This window comes from Haladaptatus sp. AB618, assembly GCF_024136965.1.
In the GTDB taxonomy this organism is placed as follows: Archaea; Halobacteriota; Halobacteria; order Halobacteriales; family Haladaptataceae; genus Haladaptatus.
The window spans coordinates 444,103-467,422 of record NZ_JAMYJX010000003.1 but is presented as its reverse complement, the minus strand read 5'-3'; the positions used below and the strand labels follow the sequence as shown (position 1 = coordinate 467,422).

Below are 23,320 nucleotides of genomic sequence, written 5' to 3'. Positions count from 1 at the left end.
GAGTGGCGGGAAACGATGTCAGGAATCAGAAACTCACCGGAGATTCCCCAATCGGTCCCGAAACTAGAAGCCGAACTCATCCGTGACGCCTACGAGACGGCCCAGAGTGGCCGTTCCACGGATGACGCTTCCGGCACCGGGACATCTCTTGATCTCTCCGATACCGAGCGACGGGCTTTCTATCGGCGGATTCTCGATGCGGGTGTCTCCAAGGAAACTCTTCACGAACTCGGCTTTAGCTCGGACGAATAGCGATACGACCCCTTTCGATCTTCTCACTTTTCGGAGGACCCACCGACAGCGACGAGAAACGGAGCGTTCGGGGTTACTCCATGCTCCACCGGATCAGTTTCTTCGACCCGGAATCAGTGTACGACAGCGTGACCGTCACGCCGAGGGAAGCGAGGGCGTCCTTCGGTACGTCGAAGGCGACGGTCTTCGACGACGATCCGTTGCCGTTCACGTCGGACGAGACGTACTCCTTCCACGCGCTCTTCGCCGAGTCGGTCATGCTGTACTCGTTCCCGTTGGCGTGAAGCGAGAGCGATGCGTCGTCGGGGAGCGATTGAGACGACCCACCGGTGTTTTTCGTCTCGAAGGTGACAAGGAGGTAGGTCGAACCGTCGTCCGCCTCGTCGGTCGTTCCGTTATGCGAGTAGGAGTCGGACGTATCGGCTTCCGTCACGGCGACGCTGAGGTCGTCGGCGACGGTCGTGTGTTCGCCGAACGAGACGGTCTTCGATTCCGACGTCGTGGTTCCCGAGGAATCGGTCGTCGTCTCGTCGTCGGTCGTCGTCTCGGAGTCCGTGGTGGTTTCGCTCGTCGTTTCGTCCGCGTCGCTCGTCGTACTCGTCGACCCTGTACCACTCGTGGTCCCCCCTGTTCCGGTCGTCGTTTCGCCCGACGACGTTTCGGTGGAGGGTCCGGAGTCGTCCCCATTGGAGTTACACCCCGCGAGGAAGAGCGTGCTCGTGGTTCCGACACCGGCGATGAACGTGCGTCGTTTCATTGCGTCTCGCCGGTTACAACCCGGGGTATATCTCACTATTGGCCAAATATATACCAATCAACGTCGTTAGTGATGAAAAATTTGAAAATATCGGCAATACTGTCGTTCTCGCGGTCCGATTAGACCGTCGAGAGGACCACGGTGTCGGTGTCCGTCGAACCCTTGTCGTCGGTGACCTGGAGGGTGACTTGGTAGCGGCCACAGTTCGAGAGGGTCATCTGGATCGATTCGCCGCTCTTCTCGAACGTCCCGTCGCCGTCGATGTCCCACATGTACTCGCTGATGTCGCCGTCGTCGTCCGTGGAGGCGGACGCGTCGAGCGTGACCGTGGCACCCCGGCCGAGTCCGGTGGTGTCCGACGGCGTGGTTTCGATCCGTGCGACCGGTGGTTTGTTCTGTTCGTCGCCGTTGTTCCCGTCTCCACCGTCGCCGCCATCGTTACCGTCGCCGCCATCGTTACCGTCGCCGCCATCGCCGCCGCTACCGCCGGTGAGTATGTCGTCCTCGACGAGCTGCTGGACGACTTTGGTGTGCCATTGAACGCGTTTGTCGAGGGGCGTGTCCTCCGAAGTCGCTTCGACGAGATATGCGATAGCATCGGTGTCGCGTGCTGCCTTGTGCGTGAACAGACCCGTCGGCTCGTTGGAGGACGAGGAGAACACGTCGACGGTGAAGTCGTAGCCGTCACGCGAGACGTAGTTCTCGTTCACGTAATCGGCCGCCGCGGTGGCATCGTTCTCCGTTTTCTTGTCCCGCGAGCGGAAAATCACTTGGCCGACGCCGCCGACCATATCGCCGTCGTAGATTTCCTGCGATTCGTGGAGGTCGATGACGGTATCGGGCTCGTACTTCTCGACGACGTCCCAGATGGCGCGAGCGAGTTTCGTCTCCGGTTCGCTCCCTGTCGGGAACTGGCGGTTCAGATCGACGCCGCCGTCCGCGACACGCGAATCCTGCCTGTCGGCCGCGGCGTTCGCCCTCGGAATCGTCACGAGCCTACCGCGACTGATGTCCCAATCGGCGATTTTTCCGGCGGCCGTGTAGCCACCTTCCTCGTTGCCGTGCATTCCACCAGTGACCATCACCGTCGGTCCGGACTGGTTGGCGGTCGTTACGTACACTTTCGTCGCTTGGTCGGTCCCGCTCCGAATGGTGAACGAGTCACGCGAAACGTCCGCTTCGCTCTTTCCGCTCGTCCCGGCAACACCGAGTCCGAGGAGTCCCGCGCAACCTGCCGCTGTCAGAAACGTGCGTCGTGTTGAGGTCATACTACCCAATCGTGGGTCGTAGTGCGGGGTTATCGTTGTTTGGGTTTTGTTCAAAAATAGATGGTAGAGATTCATAATTATGGAATTATATACGGAAAATTACTCTTCATCCTCTTAGATTTGGGAAATGAACAGAGAATCATAAACAGAACATGTCGAGAAATGCGAGTGGTTTGCCGGAACCGAAACGGGACGACCGACGGTTCGGATTGCTTCGACCCGAACGGTTATCCTCCGTACACACCCGATACCAGCATGCACGTTTCGTTCGAGGACCTCGAAGCGCTGGTCGATGCCCCCGGTGCACCGGGGAACGAATACGCCGTCGCCGACCGTTTTGCCGAACTGATAGAACCGCACGTTGACACCGTTTCGTTCGACGCGATGGGGAACGTCGTCGCCACGAGCGAGGGAAGCGATTTCGAGATAATGCTCGCGGCCCACACCGACGAACTCGGCTTCCTGATCGACACGGTGGACGACGATGGCTTTCTCACCTTCCACATGCTGGGCGGTCACTACAAGGGCAACCTGTCGGGCCAACGCGTCCGCGTCGGCCCGGATGGAGTCCTCGGCGTCATCGGCCCGCGCTGTCGCCACTACATGAGCGACGAGGAGAAAGACTCCCTCCCGAACGACCTCCGAATCGACGTCGGTGCCATCTCCCCCGAAGAAGTCGCCGACCTGAACGTCGAACCCGGCGATTACGCGACGTGGGACGGCGACGTTTCCCGCCTCGCAAACGACCGCGTCGCCGGGCGGGCACTGGACGACAGGATAGCGCTCGCCATCCTGCTCGCACTCGCCCGCGAGGCGGACTTGGACGCGACGGTTCACTACGTCGCCACGGTACAGGAGGAAGTCGGTCTCCGCGGCGCGAGAACGGCGGGCTACGACCTCGACCCGGACGTCGGCATCGCGCTCGAAATCTTCCCGGTTGACGACTACCCCGCCGGGCGAACGGACGGCGCGGAGGCGACGCTGGACGGCGGTCCGGTCGTCGAGTTCGGGGACGGGTCTTCCGAGTACTTCTTCGGCGGCGTCATCGTGGACCGCCAGACGAGAACGTGGCTCTGCGAGGCGGCGGACGCGGTCGACGTGGACGTGCAACACGACGTGATGCTGACCGGCACGACCGACGCGACCGAACTCCAACAGGTCCGCGGCGGCCGCCACGCCGGGGCAATCGCGGTTCCCTGCCGCTACACTCACTCCCCAGTCGAGACAATCTCCATGCAGGACGCGGACGAAACCGCGGACGTGCTGTTGTCCGCGCTGGAGCGGGAGTTCCCGAGTCGGGACGAGATTCGCCGCCCGCGGTAACTCCATTCGCCGCCCGCCGCTCGGTTCCCGTAACGTTCACGTCCCTCCCATCCGACGGGGGGAGTATGCGCCGTTTCCGAGGGCCACAGCGCGGGTGGGCGAAGATAACCCTCGGTATCTCGATACTCTTCGCGGTCGTCGTCTTCGTGTTCCTCTGGATTCAAGGGTCGCCCGTACAGGGTGCAGCAGTAGGAATCGTCGTCATCGTGGCCGGAATCTGGGAGTGGCGACGGAAACGAACCGACCAGATTCGCGCCGAGCGGTTCGAAGCCGAGGCGGAGGAAAACCGGCGAAAGCGCCGCCAGTAGTTATTCCATCCCGTCGCGGTTCGTCACGCGTGCAAGCCGAGCGAGCAGTTCGCCGTCGAACTCCGCCGAGTCGTCCGTCGACCCCTCCGTTTCGGCTGATCTCCCTTCCGTGCCGTTCTTCCCTCGACGCGCTCGGAACCGATTCCACAGGACACGCACGCCGCGGTCGAGGATTCGCCCGAGGAACAACCCGATTTCGCGGCCGAGAAACGCCCCCAGTCGCGCGCCGTATCCCGCGTTCGACCGACCGGTCGAGCGCCGGTTCCGCCGCTCGTCCCGCTCCGAACTCCCATCCCCTGATTCGGCAGTCGAGGAATCCAGTTCTATCGGTTCCAGCCCGACCTTCGCCTCCTCGATGTCGGCTGACACCCCGGAGAGTTCGACCGTCAACCCGCCGAAATGAAACTGGCGCTCGTGTCGTCCGTCGTTCGATTCCGATTTCTCCCGTTCCCCATCCTCGGACATGCTGAATCACGTCGGTTCCCCGACCGTTCAGCACACGACGGCCGCCGTACTGTACGCTTCGGCCGGTTCGATGTGTAAAAGGATCCGACCCCGAATCAGTCGGCGGACGACTCCACCGGTTCGGCGGCGTCCTCGCGTTCGTCCTCTATCCCCGCGTACGGGTCGAAGCCTTCCGCGCTCTCGTAGAGGTGGCACGCGACTTCACGTTCGTCCTCGACGTCGGATTTCCGTTCGAGCGGCGGTTGTACCGCATCGCAAACGCCGCCGATGTACTTCTCACAACGATTCTTGAACCGGCAACCGGACGGGACGTTGATGGCGTCGCCGACCTCGCCCTGCAGTTCGACGCGCTCCCTGCCTGCCGTAGGGTCGGGGACCGGAACGGCGTCGATGAGCGCCCGCGTGTAGGGATGTTTGGGGTTCGTGATTATCTCCTCGGTGGGTCCCTGCTCCACGATTTTCCCCATGTACATGATGGCGAGTCGGTCGCACATGTGGCGCAGGAGCGAGAGGTCGTGGCTGATGTACACCACGGAGAGACCGAATTCGTCGGTCATGCGCTCCAGCAGGGAGAGCACGCCCGCTCGCAGGCTCACGTCGAGCATCGACACCGGTTCGTCCGCGACGATGAACTCCGGGTCGATGACCAGCGCCCGAGCGATGGCGAGACGTTGTCGTTGCCCGCCGGACAGTTCGTGCGGGTAGCGGTCGAAGAACGATTCGGCGGGTACCAGTTCCGCGAATTCGAGTGCCCGACGGACCCGAGCGCGCTGGTTCGGGATATCGTGAATCCGGAGCGGTTCGACCACCGTGTCGTACACCGTCATGCGCGGATTCAGGCTCTCGAACGGGTCCTGAAAGATCATCTGGGCGTTCTGCCGGAAGTTCGTGAGGTCCGACCCGCTCTTGTCCGCGATGTCCTCGCCGTCGTAGTAGATGCTCCCGCCCGTCGGTTCGTACAGCTTCGTCAGGCACATCCCGGTCGTAGTCTTCCCACAGCCGGATTCGCCCGCGATACCGAACGTCTCGCCCTCGCGGAGGTCGAAATCGATGCCGTCGATGGCGTGCACCGCATCGCCCTCTTCGCCGCGGATGGAGTTCAACAGGTCCGTCACGAGACCGCTCCCGACCGGGAACTCCTTTTCGAGCCCTTCGACGCGAACGAGCGTCTCCTGCTCGGTGTCAGTCATCGCCCACCTCCATCGACGCGTCGTTCTGCCACGTCCGTGCGCTGCTGGCGACGGAACGCAGTTCCGAGTCGATGCGGTCGGTGTGGTGACAGAACGATCGTAGTTCGCCGTGTTCGACCATCGGCGGATCCTGCTGGGTGCAGATTTCGGTCGCCAGCGGACAGCGCTCCGCGAACCGACAACCGCTCGGTGGGTTGCTCAAATCCGGTGGATGGCCGCCGATGCTCACGAGGTCCTGTTCCGACAGCCGAATGTCCGGAAACGCGCTCTTCAGTCCGAGCGTGTACGGGTGGTACGGTTCGCCGAAGATGAACTCGGCCGGGCCTTCCTCCGCGAGTTCGCCCGCGTACATGACGACGACGCGGTCGCAGGTCTCGGCGACGACGGCCACGTCGTGCGTGATGACCATCATCGCGGTGTCGCTCTCGCGCTGAATCCCGTTGATTCGCTTGAGGATCTGATCCTGCATTATCACGTCGAGCGCCGTCGTCGGTTCGTCCGCGAGGATGAGCGACGGTTGGAGCACGAGCGACATGGCGATCATCGCCCGCTGGCGCATCCCGCCCGAAAACTGATGCGGGTAGTCGGTCTGGCGTTCGCGGTCCAATCCGACGATGTCGAACGATTCGTCGATTATCTCCTGGGCCTCGGTCCGACCCATCTTCGGGTAGTGGGCGTCGATGGCTTCCAGAATCTGCTCGCGGATGGTGTAGACGGGGTCGAGCGCGTTCATCGCCGACTGGGCGATGAGCGAAATCTCGTCCCAGCGGAGTTCCCGACGTCGCTTTTCGGGCATATCGGTCAGGTCTTCACCCTTGAACAGGATTTTCCCGCCGTTGATGTAGCCGTTCTTCGGAAGGATTCCGATGAGCGCCTTCGCGAGCGTCGATTTGCCACAGCCGGATTCGCCGACGATGCCGACGGTCTCACCGGCTTCGATCTCGAAACTGACGCCGTCGACGGCTTTGACGGGACCGTCCTCGCTGTCGTAGTAGACTTCGAGGTCTTCGACTTCGAGCAGTGCCATTCAGCGGGCCTCCGTTTCGTCCGAGTACATGAATCCCATGTGCGTGAATCGTGCGTGCGTGAATCGTTCGAATACGTTCATCCTTCCACCTGTAGTTCCGGATTGACGATTTCTTCGTAGCCGCGGCCGATGAGGAAGCCGCTGATGACCACGAGGGCGATACAGACTCCTGGCGGCACGAACCACCACCACGTCCCTTCGGTCATGGCGCTGTAGACGCGGGCGCTCTGGAGCATCATGCCCCACGAGACGCTGTTCGGATCGCCGAGTCCCAAAAACGACACTCCGGCCTCGGTGAGGATGGCCCATGCGATGGCGAAGGCACCGTACAGGAACGCCATCGGGAGGACGTTCGGCGCGATGTGTCGCGAGATGATGCGCCAGTTGCTCGCGCCGGAGACCTTCGCCGCCTTGACGAACGAGCGTTCGCGGAGCGAGAGGACGAGCGCGCGGATGACGCGGGCTGACGTGCGCCACTGCAGGAGCACGAACGCGAGGACGATGTTCTCCAGTCCCGGCCCGAGCACCGTCACGAGGACGATGACCGTCGGGAGGAGCGGTAGCCCGTAGACGAAGTCCACGAGGCGCATGAGGAGGTCGTCGACGCGGCCGCCGTAGTAACCGCTGACCAGTCCGACGAGCGTTCCGAGACCGACCGTCATCACGGCGGCCACCAGACCGACCATGATGGCGGGACGTGCCCCGTACACCAGTTGGCTGAAGATGTCGTAGCCCTGTGCGGTCGTGCCGAGGATGTAGCCGCCCTGACCGCCGAGGAACGACGGTTTGATCCACTTGGCGAAGAGGGCGTTCGTCATCAGTCGGTCCTTCGGCCCGTACGGCGCGATGTACGGCGCGAAGACGGCGACGAGCGCGAAGAACGCCAGGATACACATCGCGACGACGACCAACGGGTCGTCGGTGAGCATGTCGAACTGCTCGGTTATCGTCCGCTTCCAGAGGCGGAGATTGCGCTGCCACGCGCTGAACTGCTCCTCGCTCTCCTCGTCGATATCCGCGAATATCGACGCCTCCCGCTCTTGGTTCATCGCTTCAGTCATAGGTCACCCGTGGGTCGAGAACGCCGTATAGCAGGTCGGCGACGAAGTTCATCACGATGACCGAGAGCGCGAGGACGAGGAACGTCCCCTGTGCGACCGGGTAGTCACGTCGGAGCACGGCCCGGATCATCTCGCGTCCGATGCCCGGCCAACCGAACACCGTCTCGATGAGGACGCTGCCGCCGACCGCGTAGCCGATGGCGATGGCCGCCGCGGTCAGGACGGGAAGCAGGGCGTTCCGGGCGGCGTGGTTGAACATGATCTTGCGCTCCGTCAATCCTTTCGCACGGCACAGGTCGATGAAGTCCTCCGAGAGCGTCTCCAGCATGCTGTTACGCATGATGAGCAGCGGGTAGCCCATGTAGTAGAACGCGAGCACGAGGACCGGTGCGACCATGTGCTTGAGGAAGTCGAGCGAGAACACCATCGTCCAGAAGTGCTTGGGGCCGGACCCGAAACTCGTCATTCCGCTCATGGGGATGATGCCCAACTTGGCGCCGAATATCCAGAGGACGAGGATACCCATCCAGAAACTGGGAACGCTCCGTCCGATGAGCGCGGTGACGACCGTCGTCTTCTCGAAACGGCTTCCACGATACCAACCGGTGAGCACTCCCAGCGAGATGCCGATGATGTACGCCACGACGAAGGCGGTCAGCATCAGGATGAGCGTGTTCGGGAGATACGTGACGAGCATGTTCACGACGCGCTCGTGCGTCTTGAACGAACGACCGAGGTTGAGCGTGGCGAGGTTCTGGATGTATCGAACGTACTGCATCCACATCGGGTCGTTCAACCCGTAACTCTGGATGAGTCGCCGTCTCACCTCCGGCGTCATCCCGGGCGAGATGATGTACGATGTCGGGTCGCCCGGCATGAGTCGAAACAGGAGGAACAGTGCGGTTGCGACTGCCCAGAGCGTTATCCCCAACTGCACCGTGCGTCTGACGAAGAAGTCTAATTTTCCCATTTATGTGAAGTGTTGTGGCTGTTGTGTCGTCGGTTACTCCGACTTCGATTTCGGGAAGTGAGCCATCCCGTCTCCGTCGAAGACGTAGCCAGCGTCTTTGAGGGTCTTCTTTCCTGCTTTCACGCCGTCCGCCGGTTGGTATTTCTTCACGTCCGGGTTGCTGAACTTGCCGAAGGATTCCCCGACGAGGTTCCACCCTTCCGTCGCGAAACCGTAGAGTATCTGCTGGTTGATGGCCTTCTTCGGAATCGCGTTGACGGCGGCCTGTCGGACGGCCTTGTCGTCGAGTCCCTTCTTTCGCGTGTTCTGGCTGAAGTGCCACCATCCGTCGCCGGGGGCGGATTTCACGCCGATGTTCGATTCGTCCTGGTTGTCGTTGAGCTGTTTGCCGATACGGGTGTACGGCAGGTAGTTCAGCGTCCCTTTCTTCAGCAGCGACCAGACGGTCGAACTCTCCGGGATGATTCGCCAGATACGGCGGTTGAACTTGACCGGGTGCCAGTGGGCGTCGAACTTCTTCAGGCTCAGTTCGCTCCCCTTGTCCCAGTAGTCGAACTGGAGCGGCCCGCTTCCGACCGGTTCCTTGATGGTCGCTTTGGCCGGTTTGCTCCGACTCTCCCACTTGTGCTTCGGAATGATGGGTATCTGGTTGGAGAACAGTTTGTGGACCGGGCCGACTGGGTCCTTGAACTTCACCGTCACCCACTGCCCGTCGACCGAAACCGTGTCGTACATCTCCCACTGCGTGGCGTAGAGCGGGATTTCGTGTTTCTTGATGTAGTCGAGCGTGAACTTCACGTCGTCCGGGGTCAGGCTCTTCCCGTCGTGCCATTTGTGCCCCTTCCGAATCTTGTACTTCACCGTCTTGGTATCCGGACGCTCCCACTCGGTCGCCAGACTGAGTTCCGGGTCGGCTTCCAGTTTCGAGTTGATACGCACGAGTTTGTCGTACAGCATCTCGAACTGGTGGATGAGTTTCGTCTCGTTGTTGTATCCGAGGACGCTCAAGGTGCCGAGGGTCTCGGCCCACGACCCGCGAAGCTCCTTCTTGCTGTTGTTCACCTCGACGCTCGTCATCGATTCGAAGTGGAAGTACCCGGCGATGTGGTCGGTCCAGCCGCTGACTTGGTCGGAGTTGTACGCCACGATGTTCGGCATCTGGACGATGGGATGCATCGGGACGTCCTCGTTGAGGGTCTCCTGGATGTCGAACAGCATGTCGATACGCTTCTGTTCGTCCTTGATCTGAAGCTGTTTCATCAGCTTCGGGTCGAGGTCCTTGTTGGTGTAGCCGGTGAAGTTGCCCTGGCCCTTCCCCGTGTTCGACGAGTGGAACTGCTCCGGCATCCGGCGACCGGGGTCGATTCCGAGACCACGCGACCACGTCGCAAAGGAGTAGTTGAACTCCTCCGTAATCTTCGTGTACAGCGTCCCCCATTCGAACACCTGCACGTTCGTGTTCAGCCCTACCTTTTTGAGTTGGTCGCCGACCAGGTTGATGGCGTCGTGGCGTGCCGGGTTGTAGTTCGCGGGGTTGTTGAGGTACGAGTACGTCGGTAATTTGTCCCCCGCATTATCGGACCCGCCACCACTTCCGTCGCTTTTCGAACCACTACAACCGGCGAGGGCAGCCATACCACCAGCACCGGCCGCGGTCGTCATTTTGAGAAAGTCTCGTCGGTTGACACCCATGTTATCAATTGGCATTTGACATAGATTCCCATGAAGCCCTACTATATAAGTAAAACTAACAATATATTACAAATCGTATAGTATTGCCGGAAAAAATTCTCTCAATATCGAATAATACTGTGGGACATCACACAATCGTCGCTATTCGTGCGAGAACCGTGCAGAAACCCGAACCGCCGGAGAAGTAACGGCATAGGGGAGCATCGACCGGTGTTTCGAACAGACGCCGGTCACCGTTTCACGCACGTTCCCGATGGCCGACATCGAGCGAACGTCCGACGGGGAAACGGTCACGAGTCCGTCCGTTATTCCTCTCGTACGTTCCCCATCGTCGATCGTGTAGCCGAACCGAACCGGAAACGACAGGGTCTGGCTCGTCGCTTCGTCTGCAAACTCGGACGGTGTCGTCGCCGCGATATCCTTGGCGTAGGGGACGCTCGGCGGCATGGAACTCGCCCGCTTCGTCCGCGTCGCCTCGTTGTCGATCCTCGGCGACTCGACCGCTTCGATGTACAGGTCCGCGCCATCGAGCAACGAGGCATCGGAATCGTTCCCCCGAGCGACATCCACGTGGCGAGCGTGGATTCGTGGCGGTCGCTCGTACCCGACGCTCGGGACGACCGACCCCATCGGGACGGTCCCTTCCTCAAGCGCGGACACCGTATCGTGGAGGTAGTTTCGGACGATACCGTCGGACACCAGCGGTACCGGCATCGCCGGTCTCCCCTCGATATCGTACGCCAGTGCCCCCCACGACCCGGCGTGGACACAGTCCTCGATGTCGAGCATCGACGGCCCGAATCGGTCGCCGATGGCGTACGGACTCGACCCGAAGTACACCGAATCCGCCTCCAAATAGTGGGTGAACCCGTGGAACAACTCCGCGGCCGCTCGCGGGGAGAACACCAGTTCGACGCGGTCTCCGATGGCCAAATCCCGATCGAGCATCGGCCACTCGGATCGTCGTCGGGCCGTCGACACGATGGTGTCGAATCGCTCGGGAAGCGAATCGAGGAACGTGGCTCCGGTGGTCGCGCCGAAATGGCGCTGTACCGGTTCCGCCCCGGCCGGAGTGATGACCGCTTCGACCGACGCTCGCTCGATGGACGTGCGGACCGTCGTCCCTGTCGTCGTCAGTAGCGTCGTCCGAAGCCGTTCGTCGCGGTACGAAGTCACCGCCCGGTCGAACGTCAAGCCGTCCAGTGACCCCGCAAAGGCGGACTGGACGGTAGCGAGTTTTTCATCGGCCGTTCGGTCGGAGAGCGACTCGCCGGTCGTCCATCCCGGATGGATCGCCCGATGCACCGTCCCGACGTCGTACTGTGCCGGATCGTTCTGGTCCAACACCCGTGCCGAGCGAATCGACCGTTCAACGAGGTCTTCGAGATGGGATTCGGAAAACGAGGTAGTAAATCGGTAGTCGGCGCTCCCTTCCGCGAACACGCGCCACCAGACGCCCACGTGCGAGAGGTCGTCCGCGAACCGAACCTCGGACGGGGTCGTCGATCCGGTCGTGTGGTCCCTGTCGAGGCACCCGACTTCCGCGAAGGCGACTTCGTCGTCGGATTCGAACCGAGAGAGCAGCCACTCGGCGGCATCGAGCCCGTCCGCCGGGGCGTTCGTCCCGTCCGTCGTCTCGTCCATGACGGTCCACTTGGTCGGAATCACCTAAAATATGTTCTACATATGCGCGGATTTCTTCGAACCAAACTTACATCGTTCGGCCCGCCAATCGTAAATCCTACCACGAACTATGACAACACTACACACGAATCTCGTCGGTGATGCGTACACGAGTACACACCACTGGGACTTGCTCTGTGATCTCGTCGATCTCGACAACCGAATGGCCGGACAGGAGGGTGAGGTCGAAGGAGCGGAGTTGGTAAAGGACGCGTTCGAAACGCACGGTCTCCGCGAAGTCGCCATCAACGAGTTCGGAATTCCCGGTTGGTGGCGCGAGTCGAGTTCGCTGACCGTCGAACACGACCGGACCCACGAGTTCGACGCACAGCACGAGACCGTCGCCCTCCCCGGGACGCCGAGCGGCGATGTGGACGCCGAACTGGTCGATGTCGGTTACGGCCTGCCCACGGATTTCGAGGAGGCGGACGTGGAGGGAAAACTCGTCATGGCTTCCAGCATGACGCCGGACGATTACGGGCGCTGGATTCACCGCGCCGAAAAATACGGGGCGGCGGCACGCGGCGGCGCGGTCGGGTTCCTCTTCCGAAACCATCTGGATGGCAACCTTCCCCCCACCGGAAGCATCGGCAAGGAGGACGGTCCCGGCGACATTCCGGCCGTCGGCGTCTCGAAGGAGGTCGGCGACCGACTCGTTCGATACTGCGGGAGCGGCGAGACGACCGCCAGACTGACCGTGAACTGCCGAAACGAACCGGCGACCTCCCGCAACATCGAGGCCGTCGTCGGACCGGATACCGACGAGGAAGTGCTCGTCACCGCGCACGTCGATGCCCACGACGTGGGCGAAGGTGCGAACGACAACGGTGTCGGAACGGTGCTCGTCGCCGAAATCGGTCGTCTACTGGTCGAGATGGAGGACGACCTGGAAACACGCGTTCGCTGTCTCGTCTTCGGATCCGAGGAGGTCGGCCTGTTCGGCGCGTACCACTGGGCGGAAACGCACGATATGGACGCCGTGAAATGCATCTTCAACATGGACGGCGCGGGCTACTCCCGTACCGCCGACGTGTACACCCACGGCTTCGACCCGATGGGCGAAGCGTTCGCGGAAGTGAGCGAGGAGTTCGACGTTCCGGTCGAGATTCACGACAAAATCCGGCCGCACAGCGACCACTGGCCGTTCGTACAGAAGGGCGTCGCTGGCATGCAAGGTCGGTCCATCGCGGGCGAAAGCGGCCGCGGGTGGGGTCACACGCACGGGGATACGCTGGACAAACTCGACGTGCGCGACCTCCGTGACCTCGCCGTCGTCTTCACCGCGGGGGTGTACAAACTCGCGGAAGCGGACCGGGAGATACCACACAAGTCCGTCGCAGAAATCCGTGAGGCGACGGTCGAACAGGGGTTCGAACCCGGAATGCGAAACTCCGGCACGTGGCCGTTCGACGGCGAGGGGCGGACGACGGCGGCGGAGGCCGACCGATGACGGTCCGACTCGATTACGAACCGTACGACCTCGGCGGGATGACGTGGGAGGACGCGGAGACGGCGATTCCCGACGCGGATTTCGTCGTCCTCCCGACCGGGAGCGTCGAACAGCATTCCCTCCATCTTCCCGTCACCGTCGATACACTCCGGGCGGAGTCGCTCTCGCGGGAAATCGTCGAGGCGGCACCCGACCACGACCTTTCGATGGTTCGACTCCCGACGCTTCCATATGGGTACTCCGAACACCACATGAACTACCCCGGGACGGTCACGCTGTCGGGCGACACCTACCAACGAGTCGTCGTGGAAATCGGCGAGTCGATGGCGAATCACGGTGCCGAGCGCCTCCTCGTGCTCAACTGCCACGGTGGCAACCGCGCGCCGCTCACCCTCGCGGCGGACAGGATCCAGCGCGACCACGGGGTGAAAACCTCGTTCGTCCACTGGACCGACTTCGCCCGCGACAGGCTGAAAGAGCGCTTCGGCGAGGAATGGGGACACGCGGGCGACCACGAAACCAGCGCCATCGAGTTGTTCTATCCCGACCTCGTCAGAACGGAGAAGAAGGAACCACAGGTCAGAAAGGCCGACTTCGAGGCCCGTCAGTACACGTACTTCGACGACATCACGGAACAGGGTGGACTCGGTGACCCGACGCAATCCGACCCGGAGTTCCTCGGAGAAGTCGTCGCGGAAACGAACGCGGACATCCTCGCCGCGCTGAAATCGGACATCGACCAGGAGTAACGGTCGTTAGCGTTCGGGAACCATCGACGTCGTCCGAACGTCGAAGCGTATCGTTTCTCCTTCGATAGGTGTGATTGTCGGACAAACCGTCACGAAAGTTGGTCGTCCAACCCCCACTCAGATGCCCGTCGTTCGGCTTCCTGTCGTGCCTGTTCACGGATCGCTGCGATCTTCTCCTCGTCCTCTAGAAACGCCTCCACGGCGCTGGTTGACGTCGTTTCCGGCCCCGCAGACGCCCGTTCCGGTGCGCGTTCTCGCGTTTTCTCTGCCAACGCCGGATCACCAGCCAACCGCTCGGCGGGCATTTCCGGCGGAATACGTCGTTCGTCCGTGCGGAAGTCCGTGTCACGCTCGTCCGGTGACTGCCGATAAAGTTCGACGCTGTACGGGCCTGGGACGGCGAGGTCGGCCACCGCCTCGGGACCTCCCCGCCCGGTGCCGGTATGGTGAGCTTGTATCGGAATCCCGTCTTCGAAGGTCAACACCCCGTATCCGTTCGCGTCGAGGAGGAGCGAATCCTGCGGCTCGAAGACGACATAGCCGGTGAGACGCTGTTCGAGCGCGGTGGTGAGCGCTGTTGCGGGGTTGCTGACGACGCGGGAATGAACGAGTTCGCCACGAGGAGACGTCATGGTGAGTCGGGAATGACCGCACTCCGGAAGCGTTCCGCGACCCGCTCCGATTCGCCAGCACGAACGTCAAGCGCCCCTGCGGCGTCGTGGTAGGCGTTCGCGGCCGCGCTATCGGGTGCGTGTGCGAGCAGCGGTTTTCCCGCGCGCCGTGCTGCACGTGCGGCCTCGTCGTCGGGGACGGCGGCGAGCGTTGGTCCGTCGAAGTAACGCTCGCTTTTCTCCGAAATTGGGTCCACGGTCTCGTCCTCGTGCACCTTGTTGAACAGCACGCCAGCCGTCCCGGTTCCGTAGGAACGAGCGTACTCTTGGACCTTCAGACCGTCGCTGAGGGACGGAATCGTCGGTTGGAGAACGACGACGATCCGATCGGCGAGGACGATCGGAAGGATCGCGCTCTTGCTACCGAGCGTGGCGGGCGAGTCGAGCAGGAGCACGTCCGTTTCAGCCGCCAACTCCGCCACGACCGCTTGTAACCGGTCGGGGTCGGCGCGCTCGAACGCCGAAAGGCTCGTCCCACAGGGTACGACCTTCATTCCGAATCGTTCGTAGACGGCGTCCTCGACGGACGCCTCACGGTCGCCGATGAGCAGATCGTGAAGCGTCGTCTCCGCGTCGGTCAGGCCGGTGTGAAACAGCAAGTTCGCCATTCCGGTGTCGGTATCCACGACCGTTACGTCGTACTCCTCGGCCAGCGCCATCCCGAGCGAGAGCGTACTCGTGGTCTTGCCGGTGCCTCCTTTGCCGCTCGCAACCGCAAACGCCTCGACCATCGTTCTAAACTCCAGTCTCCATCCTTTAAAAATACATTTGATTCGATGGACGAGAAATGGACTCCATATCGTTCGCTACCGGATAATCAGGATCCGGGTCCGGCGGGGAGGAACCGACGTACGAAATCGTCAGCGAGACCGATAAAGTGGAACCGATCAAGGGTGCAGAGGCCTGATCGGTTGGCAGCGACAGGATGCGTGCCGACACGACGGCCGACGATGTGTCGCAGTTCGCCGAACTCCCGAACAGGTTGAGTGGCGGTGACCGGTCCTGGAAGCCGTACGTTTGCATCGGCGATTCGTGTGAATTTCACGCATCCAGTCCGTGATTATTACCGCTGCCGTCTAAGATCTTCACTTTTGCTGACATTATGTTCAGTCCGTCCTTCTTCAAACGAACTCCAACACTGTCTTCAAACAAACATGTGATAACATACCATATGTGTCCCCGGAACAACGATCTCACGTCACCACCGCTCGCGCAGGTGTTCGTCTATCCCGCACGGATGAAATTTCTCGCCGTGCTCGCCGACGACCCGGACGGGAGTTTCAGCGCGACGGAGTTGGCGGACCACGCGGGAACCGCACCGAGTACGTGGACGAACCACCGCGACGAACTACTCGACCTCGAACTGGTCGAAACGGTCGATGCCGACGGTGCACACCCGGAGTATACGCTCGCCACGACGACACACGCGCGACTGTTACAGCGATTGTCCGACGAACTCGACGACGTTATTCACGAACTCAAAAATCCGATATCGGACGCTATTGGCGGTTTTACGCAGTGAGAACGCATTTTTGGAAATAATATTATTAATCAAACATAACCTCAATTGATGTTTTTCATGAACTATTAAAAAAATTATAATTCGTGATGGTGGAATTGTTCGTTCGCGATGTCGAAAAACAATGCACTACGCGCAAAGCTAACGGAGCATCCTCGACTGATCGGAGTACTGTTCGCCCTTATCCTGCTGGTAACGCAGTTCGGTGCCGTGCTCGCAGGTGGCGGATCGAACCCCGGACCGTAACTATTCCAAATCGGATACCTGTATTTCATCGCTCCAGACGAGTTCACCGTTCACCTCGACCGGAACGACTTGTTTCGAAAGTTCGGCTTGGAGCGACTCACCAGTCAGTGTCAGCGTCGTCACTGGCGCAGACCCCAAAAACCGTTTTTGTGACCAGTCGTGGTGGAAATTGACGTGAGTGCCGAGTCCGAACAGATAGGTCAAACACACGCTTATCTCGACCTCGAACCGGTCTTCGCCGACTCGCTTTATCTTCAGATACCGCGGATTCCCCTTCTCGTTCTGGACGAGTGACACACCTCCATCGCCCATGACCGTGTACTGGTAGCCGTGTACCGAATGGCGTTGGGCGATCGATAACGCGGTTCGAAGCGTGAATCCACGGTTCAGAAGACGAGCCAACGTCTGCCCGAGTTCCGTCGCCATCGGGTTGCCGACCGGGGAGAGCGTTACGACGCCACCCTGACTCCCCTTCTTGACGAGTTCGTGCCCCTGTTCGTAGGATTGGCAGGCGTTCAACAGAAATGCGGACACGCCGACCTCCGGAATCGACCGCACATCGAGCGACCCATCGGAACAGAGGAATCCGTTCTCATCTACGTGGCCGATGTAGTGGATGAAATCAGCTGGCTGGGCCAGCAGATCTGCGAGCTCGCCACGCGATAGATCGTAGTGTGCGATCACGTCGAAGTCGAGCATGTCCTGTAATCCGTATATCTCACGAACGACGTTCTCGTCCATCATCCCCTCGTCGTTACAGACGACGTGAATGGTGATGGTGTCCGAAGAAGGGCGACGATCGATACGCCCTCGAAGCGCGCTTACATCCAGTTTGTTGACCTTCAGTGGGTATCCCGGGCCTGCCCACGCCTGCTCGACTACGTTCGGCATCGCGTCCACCTGAAATATGTCGTGCTCGTCCACCGCTTCCCACCCGCTCGCCCCGCGAGTCAAGGCACCCGATACCGGTGATCGGAAGAACTCCGTCTGGGCGTTGGACATCGAATTGGCTGCTTTGGGGGTTGGTTCGTCCGGAATTCTGACGAGCGCGAGGTCACGGGCGAGGTACGGTACGTACTCGATACCGCTCGCCGTCGGGGCGAGATCGACCCCCAACTGCCAGTTCGGGACGAACGGTTCGAGCGTCTCGAACGGCACCGAAAGGTATGCCGCGAGTCGTTCCGGAAGCGGGGTAGTATAGAGTTCGGCGAAGTCGAAATCGACCAGCGGTTCGACTCGTTCTCGCTCGTGGAGTTCTATCCGGTAGTAGCCTTCCGTCCGGGTCAGACAGTCCAGCAGAAACGTTTGTCGGAGGACGCGGTTGACGGTTTCGCCGTACCCCTCGGAACCGACGAGGGGCTGCTCGAACGATCCGGCGACGAGACGTGGGTCGTCCCCTGGGATCACGGTCGCACCGAGATAGTACGCGAGCGGCGCTATCGGATAGACGTGTTCGCGGTCCGGTGGGACGACGAGTTCGACACCCGAATCGACGGGTTCGAGGGCGTCGGGCGCGGAAAATCCCTCACCGTACTCGATGAGCGGCGGATGTCCCCGTAACGTCGGATACGAGCGCTCGGGCGAGAGCGTCTTCAGTGCCGATCCAAACAGCGAGATGGCGCGCATCACGTCCCGGATATCGTCGGTGACGGTGATCGTCCCCGCTGGCTGGTCGTGAAACGAGCGCGCTCCGACGTAAACGGTGGTGTCGGGGTCGAACGAAAAGAAGGCCCCATCTCCCTCGTATTCGATTTGCACCGAGCTATCGAGTAGCAGATACAGCTTCATTGGTGTCGAACTCAGCTCGACCAGATACGCCCCGGGTTCGAAGGAACAGTCCGATTCGTCCGAGGTCTCCGCCACCATCGTGCCATCACCGTGGCGAATCGTGACCGGAACCGATTTCGGCACTTCGAGAGCGGTCGTCTCGATTTCGACGGCGGCATCGACCGGAAAGTAAAACATCGACGTGTCGGCAGGCGTCAAATCGACGGAACTCGACGTAAACAACGCAAACCTGACGTTTTCGATGGGGTCGTGGATATCGAGCCCATCACGCTCCGTGTGCCGTCGAAACTCCATTCTCCTTGTGTTTCCCGTTACCTACGATAGTTCTACCCAGTCCGTCGTCTCATCGAGCGTCGGCACGTGCCAGCGCTGTTCTGCTCGCCCCGGTCGTTTTCGTAGTTCGATACGAGCGTCGAACAGGGGCGATAGCTCGTCCACCATCGGGTCGTCGTCCGGGACGCGAAGGTGATAGTGTGCCATTCCGTTGACCCCACGAACGAGTGCGGTAATCCCCCGTAGGAACTGCGTGAGCGAAACGAGGTCGTCGTTCATCTCCAACACCTCGACCGAATCGAGGCCAAGCCGTAGTTCGGCAGGCTCGAATCCACCGTTTCGGTCGTTGTGAACCTCGATCGCCGAAACCAGCGCCGAGCGGAACGATTCACGATCGATGTCGGTCGGCCGAGCGGCAGTCGAATCGTCGGCCGTCGCCGCACGGTATTCCGGGCGCTGGTCGATCACCTGTGTCTCTGGCCGGTTCGGTGTACCCGGGAGATACGACTCCGCGTCCATCGTCGTCGGGTTGATGAGTCCGAGAATTCGCGTTCGTTCTCCCTGTCCAAACAGCGTCCGGCTGAACTCGGCACTCGTTTCCTTGGGAACCTCGCCCGTGACGAGAAGGTTACTGCCCCTGGCTTTCAAGCCGGAAAGCCACTCCATGAACGTCACGTGTTGGACGGTGGAACCCTCGCCCGACTCGTTCTGAAATTCGAGGCGAGAAGTCATTATACAGATGTACGTTGGATGATGAAATAAGGGTTCTGGGAACGCCGTCATTCCTCGGTACTGCGATGCCGAACGACGCCGAGTGTTTCGGCGAATCGTATAAGTCGTTCGCAAACGTTCACTTTCCGGTGTCCGCGCCGGAGCCGATCGCCATCGAGGAACTGACCAAGTATTACGGGGACGTTCGAGGAGTGGAAGACCTGACGTTTTCCATCGAACCGGGAGAAGTGTTCGGGTTTCTCGGACCGAACGGGGCGGGAAAATCGACCGCGATTCGAGTCCTGCTCGGCCTCTTGCGCCCGACGAGCGGAACCGCGCGGGTGCTCGGGCACACCGTCACCGAGCGGACGAGAAGCGTCGAACATCGGATCGGATACGTCCCCGGCGACGCGACGATCTACGGAAACGTCACCGGAGCGGAGCTACTCGATTACTTCGCGGCACTCTCCGGCGACGAGCGCCGCGAGGAGTTGCTCGACAGGTTCCCCGTCCCCATCGACCGAAACGTGAAGACCTACTCGCGGGGGAACCGCCAGAAGTTGGCTCTGGTACAAGCGTTCATGCACGACCCCGACCTCCTCATCATGGACGAACCGACGGCGGGACTCGACCCGCTCGCACAGAACGAACTGTACGAATTGCTGCTCGACGAGCGCGAACGGGGGGTCACGGTGTTGTTCTCGACCCACGTCCTGAGCGAAGTTCGGAAGGTGTGTGACCGCGTCGGTATCATCCGCGACGGTCGCCTCGTCGCGCTGGAGAACATCGGTGAACTGTTGCGAAAGAGCGGAAAGATCGTCCGCCTCGACCTCGTGGAAACGCCCGACTCGGACGAGTTGCTGTTCGACGGGGCCATCGACAGTAGCCGCGACGAAGACGGCTACTATCGACTGGTCGTTACGGGTAACTTCGACGGTCTCGTGGACGTTCTCGACGACTACTCGATCCGGGATTTGGAGGTCGAAGAGACGTCGCTCGAAGACGTGTTCATGCAGTTCTACGGCGGTGAACCGGAGTCGTAGGTGGGAGACAGGATGTTCGAGATAACGAATTTCGAGATGGGACGGCGCGTCCGTGGAACGCTGTTACTGTCGGCATCGCTCGTCGTCTTCATCGTCCTCATCGTCGCGCTGTTCCCATCGATTCAGCAGTCGGGGGCCGATTTCGACACCTACGTCCAGAACCTCCCGGAGGACGCCCGCCGCGCGTTCATCGGCAACGTCGAGAGCATCACGACCATCGACGGCTACCTCGCCTCGCAGTTCTACCAGATCGCGTGGCTCCTCGGCCTCGGCATCTACTACGCCTACGCCGCCGCGTCGAGCATCGCGGGCGAAGTCGAGAACGACACGCTCGATTTGGTTCTCGCCCATCCGGTCACCCGAACCCGCCTCGTCGTCGGGAAGTATCTCGCGCTCGTTCCGAGCATGTTCGTCGTCAACGCCATCAGCTTCCTCGCGGTCTACCTCGGCGTCCAGTTCATCGGCGAGTACCTCGACCCCGCCTACCTGTTCACCCTGCACGCCTACTCTATCGTGTATTTCCTCGCGTGTGCGAGCCTCGGCATGCTCGCCTCCGTCCGGTTCGACACGGCTCGCCGCGCCCGGACGGTCGCCGTCGGGGGGATATTCGCGATGTTCCTCGTGGACTCCACCACGTTCGATACCGACTACGACTGGATCGGGGATTTCGCCTTCACGCGCTACTTCGACGTCGGGAAGATTCTCACTGATGGAACGATTTCGCTCCACGATTTTGCCATCCTCGCCGTCGCCGCCATCGGTTTGTTGGTCCTCAGCGCCGAACTGTTCGAACGACGGGACGTGTGACGACGAGACGTGTTTCGTGATTTCGTGACAGTCGAAACTGTGATGACAGTTCAGTAGGTCCCCCACCCGTGCTCCGACGTTGTGAGGAGGGTAACTCTACGATTGCAACGACTGAGAAGACTACCTCGAAAGCCCCCCGTCCGTTCGAGTGGCGCGCGCTGCCGAGGTGACGCGGCCGAACCGCTGGCCGCGTCACCTCGGAAAATTCGTGCGAGGGATGACGAAGGGAGCGCTAGCGACCGGAGGAATCGGCTGGGGAGGGTGTGGCAGACGAGGGTGCGGAGCAACCTCGCAGGCGAGCGGTGTAACCGCGAGCGGGCGGGGGCTTTCGAAGTCATCATCGTAGTAGTTGCAACTCCACACCGACCAAACACTCGTGTTCGTAGCGAGTGGTGGAGACCTTCGATATCGATCTCCCCACGACTTTGTCCTCATCCTCGTCATCGCCGTCGGAGCCACCACAGTCCCCCGAGCACCAGCACACCGACTACGATCCCGACCGAGATCAGCGACGATCCGAAACCCGATTGACGCTGGACGTTCACCGGCACCGCGTACGGCCCGGCCTGGCGCTGATCGCCGTTCGGCGTCTCGTAGGAGATGGCGACCGCGACGGGGTGTCGGTCGGGAATCGCCTTCCCGCTCACGGTCAACTGGAACGAGGTGGACGACGAATTTCCGGGGCCGAGGACGCCGACGTAGGACTCGCTGTCGTCGCTCGACAACGGATCCGAAACCAGCAGTCGTGCCGTGACGTTCGAGAGACGCTTTCCGGCGTTGTTCTTCACCCGCACCCGGAGCGTTCCGCTCGAATCAACGGTGAAGTTGGCGTCCGTCGCGGTGACGACGAACGGTTCGCGTCGCGGTTTCACCCGGACCGGAACGGAAATCGGATCGGTCACGCGACGCACGCCGCTCCCGTCGCGGTAGGTGAGTCTGGCGGTGAAATCGCGTGGACCGGGGTTCGTGGCGTTCGTCGCGTCCAAGTCGAACCCGAACCGATGCGAACTGTTGTTCGGCAGGGTTCCGAGCGGGAACTGGGTTTCCGCGGGACGGAGGGCGGTCCCGTTCGACGGCGACAGGATCAGGGTCGCGTCGTCGAGCGTCCGGTTGCCGGTGTTCTCGACGCGGCCCGAAACGCGTCCCGTGTCGCCGACGCGGAGCGTGCTGGTGACGTCTCGAACCGCGAACGAGGGCTTCGTCTGGGGTCGAATCCCGATGTACAGCGGGTCCGAAAGCCGCCGTTCGCCGGTTCGGGTGTCGTACGCGACGCGGACCTGTGCGGTGACGTTGCGGGCGTCGGTGTCCGGCCCGACTTGGAGCGGGAACTGGACGTACTTCGTATCCGTGCGTAACCACTCGCCGACCGAGGTTTCGGCCGTCGTGGCGTTGTTCCCGAACCGAATACTGGGGTCAGTCGAGTTGACGACCACGCTCGCGTCGAACGCCCCGACCGTCCCCGCGTTCCGGATGGCGAGCGAGAGCGTTCCCGTCTCGCCCGCACTCCCGTTGACCGTCGTGTTCACCACGCGGAACCGGGGGCTTCGCTCTACCTGAACCGAGACGTATCGAAGAACTGTCCGTTCGCCGGAATCGGTCGTGTACGTCACTCGAACCGGCAGGACGTACTCACCCGCCGTCGCCCGCTCGCCGACTCGGATTCGAACGGGCACCGACTGTTGTGTTCCGGGGGGGGAGCGTCCCGACCGGGACGCGATTCGACAGCACCGTTATCGGCGTGTTCGCGTCCCCGACTTCGACCGTCGCGCCCGAGAGCGTCGAACCGCCGTTCGTACCGCTCCCGTCGTTGGCCACGACGAGTTGCAGTCGGGTCTCCTGTCCCGGAGCGACCCGGTTTTCCGGCGCGAAAACGCTGATTCCGGACCCGTTCTGACTCCCCTGTACCGTTACCCCTGCTCCCAACAGCGTGGTACAGACGAGAATCGTGACCACTACACCCCCCATGCGCATGGTGGGCGTACGACGTTATTTGACAAATCATTGACGGCGACGGCGAGGAGTCACGTCGGGCGCTTGCCGTGGAACTATCCAATGGAATCAGAAGTA

At 61.4% G+C, this 23,320-nt stretch carries 24 protein-coding genes; 9 read left to right on the top strand and 15 right to left on the bottom strand.

Annotated elements, in window-relative coordinates:
• Window positions 1–15 precede the first annotated feature (15 nt).
• On the top strand, window positions 16–252 hold the full coding sequence (locus NKF26_RS12875) for a hypothetical protein (RefSeq protein WP_253228502.1): 237 nt from the start codon (window positions 16–18) through the stop codon (window positions 250–252).
• Window positions 253–325: 73 nt separating this feature from the next.
• On the opposite strand, the gene NKF26_RS12870 is transcribed toward NKF26_RS12875, so the two are convergent.
• Entirely contained in the window at window positions 326–1,009 is a 684-nt protein-coding gene (locus NKF26_RS12870) for a DUF4352 domain-containing protein (RefSeq protein ID WP_253228501.1), read from the bottom strand.
• Between the two features lie 119 nt (window positions 1,010–1,128).
• A complete protein-coding gene (locus NKF26_RS12865) occupies window positions 1,129–2,277 on the bottom strand; it encodes a PKD domain-containing protein (RefSeq protein WP_253228500.1) in 1,149 nt (382 codons plus the stop codon).
• A gap of 255 nt (window positions 2,278–2,532) precedes the next feature.
• Here NKF26_RS12865 and NKF26_RS12860 point away from each other — a divergent pair, with 255 nt between their 5' ends.
• The gene (locus NKF26_RS12860) at window positions 2,533–3,600 is read left to right on the top strand and encodes a M42 family metallopeptidase (protein WP_253234407.1); all 1,068 of its coding nucleotides are present in this window, start codon (window positions 2,533–2,535) and stop codon (window positions 3,598–3,600) included.
• Window positions 3,601–3,665: 65 nt separating this feature from the next.
• The gene (locus NKF26_RS12855; RefSeq protein WP_253228498.1) at window positions 3,666–3,908 is read left to right on the top strand and encodes a hypothetical protein; all 243 of its coding nucleotides are present in this window, start codon (window positions 3,666–3,668) and stop codon (window positions 3,906–3,908) included.
• On the opposite strand, the gene NKF26_RS12850 is transcribed toward NKF26_RS12855, so the two are convergent.
• The 7 genes from NKF26_RS12850 to NKF26_RS12820 form a co-directional block, all read right to left on the bottom strand.
• On the bottom strand, window positions 3,909–4,373 hold the full coding sequence (locus tag NKF26_RS12850) for a hypothetical protein (RefSeq protein ID WP_253234406.1): 465 nt from the start codon (window positions 4,371–4,373) through the stop codon (window positions 3,909–3,911). It abuts the gene before it with no gap.
• 95 nt (window positions 4,374–4,468) lie between these two features.
• Window positions 4,469–5,563: an ABC transporter ATP-binding protein gene (locus NKF26_RS12845; RefSeq protein WP_253234405.1), complete on the bottom strand. Its 1,095-nt coding sequence runs from the start codon at window positions 5,561–5,563 to the stop codon at window positions 4,469–4,471.
• Window positions 5,556–6,590: an ABC transporter ATP-binding protein gene (locus NKF26_RS12840; RefSeq protein WP_253228496.1), complete on the bottom strand. Its 1,035-nt coding sequence runs from the start codon at window positions 6,588–6,590 to the stop codon at window positions 5,556–5,558. Before NKF26_RS12840 ends, NKF26_RS12845 begins: the two co-directional genes overlap by 8 nt.
• A gap of 77 nt (window positions 6,591–6,667) precedes the next feature.
• A complete protein-coding gene (locus NKF26_RS12835; protein WP_253234404.1) occupies window positions 6,668–7,651 on the bottom strand; it encodes an ABC transporter permease in 984 nt (327 codons plus the stop codon).
• Window positions 7,644–8,621: an ABC transporter permease gene (locus tag NKF26_RS12830; RefSeq protein ID WP_253234403.1), complete on the bottom strand. Its 978-nt coding sequence runs from the start codon at window positions 8,619–8,621 to the stop codon at window positions 7,644–7,646. Before NKF26_RS12830 ends, NKF26_RS12835 begins: the two co-directional genes overlap by 8 nt.
• Before the next feature lie 33 nt (window positions 8,622–8,654).
• Complete coding sequence (locus NKF26_RS12825) at window positions 8,655–10,313, bottom strand: ABC transporter substrate-binding protein (protein WP_256487110.1); 1,659 nt, start codon at window positions 10,311–10,313, stop codon at window positions 8,655–8,657.
• A gap of 141 nt (window positions 10,314–10,454) precedes the next feature.
• Window positions 10,455–11,957 carry a metallopeptidase TldD-related protein gene (locus tag NKF26_RS12820; RefSeq protein WP_253234402.1) on the bottom strand — a complete coding sequence of 501 codons (1,503 nt, stop codon included), beginning with the start codon at window positions 11,955–11,957 and terminating at the stop codon, window positions 10,455–10,457.
• A gap of 109 nt (window positions 11,958–12,066) precedes the next feature.
• Between NKF26_RS12820 and NKF26_RS12815 the strand changes: the two genes are divergently transcribed.
• Window positions 12,067–13,446 carry a M28 family metallopeptidase gene (locus tag NKF26_RS12815; protein ID WP_253228491.1) on the top strand — a complete coding sequence of 460 codons (1,380 nt, stop codon included), beginning with the start codon at window positions 12,067–12,069 and terminating at the stop codon, window positions 13,444–13,446.
• On the top strand, window positions 13,443–14,195 hold the full coding sequence (locus NKF26_RS12810; RefSeq protein ID WP_253228490.1) for a creatininase family protein: 753 nt from the start codon (window positions 13,443–13,445) through the stop codon (window positions 14,193–14,195). The genes NKF26_RS12815 and NKF26_RS12810 overlap by 4 nt, the downstream gene beginning before the upstream one ends.
• 89 nt (window positions 14,196–14,284) lie before the next feature.
• On the opposite strand, the gene NKF26_RS12805 is transcribed toward NKF26_RS12810, so the two are convergent.
• Both NKF26_RS12805 and NKF26_RS12800 read right to left on the bottom strand, forming a co-directional pair.
• Window positions 14,285–14,827, bottom strand: a complete 543-nt coding sequence (locus NKF26_RS12805) for a hypothetical protein (RefSeq protein ID WP_253234401.1) — start codon at window positions 14,825–14,827, stop codon at window positions 14,285–14,287.
• Window positions 14,824–15,597, bottom strand: coding sequence for an AAA family ATPase (locus tag NKF26_RS12800; RefSeq protein WP_253228488.1), 774 nt, complete (start codon window positions 15,595–15,597; stop codon window positions 14,824–14,826). The genes NKF26_RS12805 and NKF26_RS12800 overlap by 4 nt, the downstream gene beginning before the upstream one ends.
• Window positions 15,598–16,037: 440 nt before the next feature.
• Between NKF26_RS12800 and NKF26_RS12795 the strand changes: the two genes are divergently transcribed.
• Both NKF26_RS12795 and NKF26_RS24120 read left to right on the top strand, forming a co-directional pair.
• A complete protein-coding gene (locus tag NKF26_RS12795; RefSeq protein ID WP_253228487.1) occupies window positions 16,038–16,388 on the top strand; it encodes a helix-turn-helix transcriptional regulator in 351 nt (116 codons plus the stop codon).
• Window positions 16,389–16,496: 108 nt separating this feature from the next.
• A complete protein-coding gene (locus NKF26_RS24120; RefSeq protein ID WP_256487061.1) occupies window positions 16,497–16,631 on the top strand; it encodes a hypothetical protein in 135 nt (44 codons plus the stop codon).
• Here NKF26_RS24120 and NKF26_RS12790 read toward each other — a convergent pair whose 3' ends face one another.
• A complete protein-coding gene (locus NKF26_RS12790; protein WP_253234400.1) occupies window positions 16,632–18,713 on the bottom strand; it encodes a hypothetical protein in 2,082 nt (693 codons plus the stop codon).
• A gap of 21 nt (window positions 18,714–18,734) precedes the next feature.
• A complete protein-coding gene (locus NKF26_RS12785; RefSeq protein WP_253234399.1) occupies window positions 18,735–19,424 on the bottom strand; it encodes a hypothetical protein in 690 nt (229 codons plus the stop codon).
• Window positions 19,425–19,489: 65 nt separating this feature from the next.
• On the opposite strand from NKF26_RS12785, the gene NKF26_RS12780 reads away from it, so the two are divergent.
• A complete protein-coding gene (locus NKF26_RS12780) occupies window positions 19,490–20,446 on the top strand; it encodes an ABC transporter ATP-binding protein (protein ID WP_253234398.1) in 957 nt (318 codons plus the stop codon).
• A 12-nt stretch (window positions 20,447–20,458) separates the two neighbouring features.
• Window positions 20,459–21,253: an ABC transporter permease subunit gene (locus tag NKF26_RS12775; RefSeq protein ID WP_253228483.1), complete on the top strand. Its 795-nt coding sequence runs from the start codon at window positions 20,459–20,461 to the stop codon at window positions 21,251–21,253.
• 440 nt (window positions 21,254–21,693) lie between these two features.
• On the opposite strand, the gene NKF26_RS12770 is transcribed toward NKF26_RS12775, so the two are convergent.
• On the bottom strand, window positions 21,694–22,926 hold the full coding sequence (locus NKF26_RS12770; protein WP_253228482.1) for a COG1361 S-layer family protein: 1,233 nt from the start codon (window positions 22,924–22,926) through the stop codon (window positions 21,694–21,696).
• Window positions 22,883–23,218 carry a hypothetical protein gene (locus tag NKF26_RS12765; RefSeq protein ID WP_253228481.1) on the bottom strand — a complete coding sequence of 112 codons (336 nt, stop codon included), beginning with the start codon at window positions 23,216–23,218 and terminating at the stop codon, window positions 22,883–22,885. Before NKF26_RS12765 ends, NKF26_RS12770 begins: the two co-directional genes overlap by 44 nt.
• Window positions 23,219–23,320 lie beyond the last annotated feature (102 nt).

Bases quoted from the DNA above. Each gene is read 5' to 3' on its own strand.
- NKF26_RS12875 (WP_253228502.1), top strand. From the start codon at position 16: ATGTCAGGAATCAGAAACTCACCGGAGATTCCCCAATCGGTCCCGAAA.
- NKF26_RS12870 (WP_253228501.1), bottom strand. From the start codon at position 1,009: ATGAAACGACGCACGTTCATCGCCGGTGTCGGAACCACGAGCACGCTC.
- NKF26_RS12865 (WP_253228500.1), bottom strand. From the start codon at position 2,277: ATGACCTCAACACGACGCACGTTTCTGACAGCGGCAGGTTGCGCGGGA.
- NKF26_RS12860 (WP_253234407.1), top strand. From the start codon at position 2,533: ATGCACGTTTCGTTCGAGGACCTCGAAGCGCTGGTCGATGCCCCCGGT.
- NKF26_RS12855 (WP_253228498.1), top strand. From the start codon at position 3,666: ATGCGCCGTTTCCGAGGGCCACAGCGCGGGTGGGCGAAGATAACCCTC.
- NKF26_RS12850 (WP_253234406.1), bottom strand. From the start codon at position 4,373: ATGTCCGAGGATGGGGAACGGGAGAAATCGGAATCGAACGACGGACGA.
- NKF26_RS12845 (WP_253234405.1), bottom strand. From the start codon at position 5,563: ATGACTGACACCGAGCAGGAGACGCTCGTTCGCGTCGAAGGGCTCGAA.
- NKF26_RS12840 (WP_253228496.1), bottom strand. From the start codon at position 6,590: ATGGCACTGCTCGAAGTCGAAGACCTCGAAGTCTACTACGACAGCGAG.
- NKF26_RS12835 (WP_253234404.1), bottom strand. From the start codon at position 7,651: ATGACTGAAGCGATGAACCAAGAGCGGGAGGCGTCGATATTCGCGGAT.
- NKF26_RS12830 (WP_253234403.1), bottom strand. From the start codon at position 8,621: ATGGGAAAATTAGACTTCTTCGTCAGACGCACGGTGCAGTTGGGGATA.
- NKF26_RS12825 (WP_256487110.1), bottom strand. From the start codon at position 10,313: ATGGGTGTCAACCGACGAGACTTTCTCAAAATGACGACCGCGGCCGGT.
- NKF26_RS12820 (WP_253234402.1), bottom strand. From the start codon at position 11,957: ATGGACGAGACGACGGACGGGACGAACGCCCCGGCGGACGGGCTCGAT.
- NKF26_RS12815 (WP_253228491.1), top strand. From the start codon at position 12,067: ATGACAACACTACACACGAATCTCGTCGGTGATGCGTACACGAGTACA.
- NKF26_RS12810 (WP_253228490.1), top strand. From the start codon at position 13,443: ATGACGGTCCGACTCGATTACGAACCGTACGACCTCGGCGGGATGACG.
- NKF26_RS12805 (WP_253234401.1), bottom strand. From the start codon at position 14,827: ATGACGTCTCCTCGTGGCGAACTCGTTCATTCCCGCGTCGTCAGCAAC.
- NKF26_RS12800 (WP_253228488.1), bottom strand. From the start codon at position 15,597: ATGGTCGAGGCGTTTGCGGTTGCGAGCGGCAAAGGAGGCACCGGCAAG.
- NKF26_RS12795 (WP_253228487.1), top strand. From the start codon at position 16,038: ATGTGTCCCCGGAACAACGATCTCACGTCACCACCGCTCGCGCAGGTG.
- NKF26_RS24120 (WP_256487061.1), top strand. From the start codon at position 16,497: ATGTCGAAAAACAATGCACTACGCGCAAAGCTAACGGAGCATCCTCGA.
- NKF26_RS12790 (WP_253234400.1), bottom strand. From the start codon at position 18,713: ATGGAGTTTCGACGGCACACGGAGCGTGATGGGCTCGATATCCACGAC.
- NKF26_RS12785 (WP_253234399.1), bottom strand. From the start codon at position 19,424: ATGACTTCTCGCCTCGAATTTCAGAACGAGTCGGGCGAGGGTTCCACC.
- NKF26_RS12780 (WP_253234398.1), top strand. From the start codon at position 19,490: ATGCCGAACGACGCCGAGTGTTTCGGCGAATCGTATAAGTCGTTCGCA.
- NKF26_RS12775 (WP_253228483.1), top strand. From the start codon at position 20,459: ATGTTCGAGATAACGAATTTCGAGATGGGACGGCGCGTCCGTGGAACG.
- NKF26_RS12765 (WP_253228481.1), bottom strand. From the start codon at position 23,218: ATGGGGGGTGTAGTGGTCACGATTCTCGTCTGTACCACGCTGTTGGGA.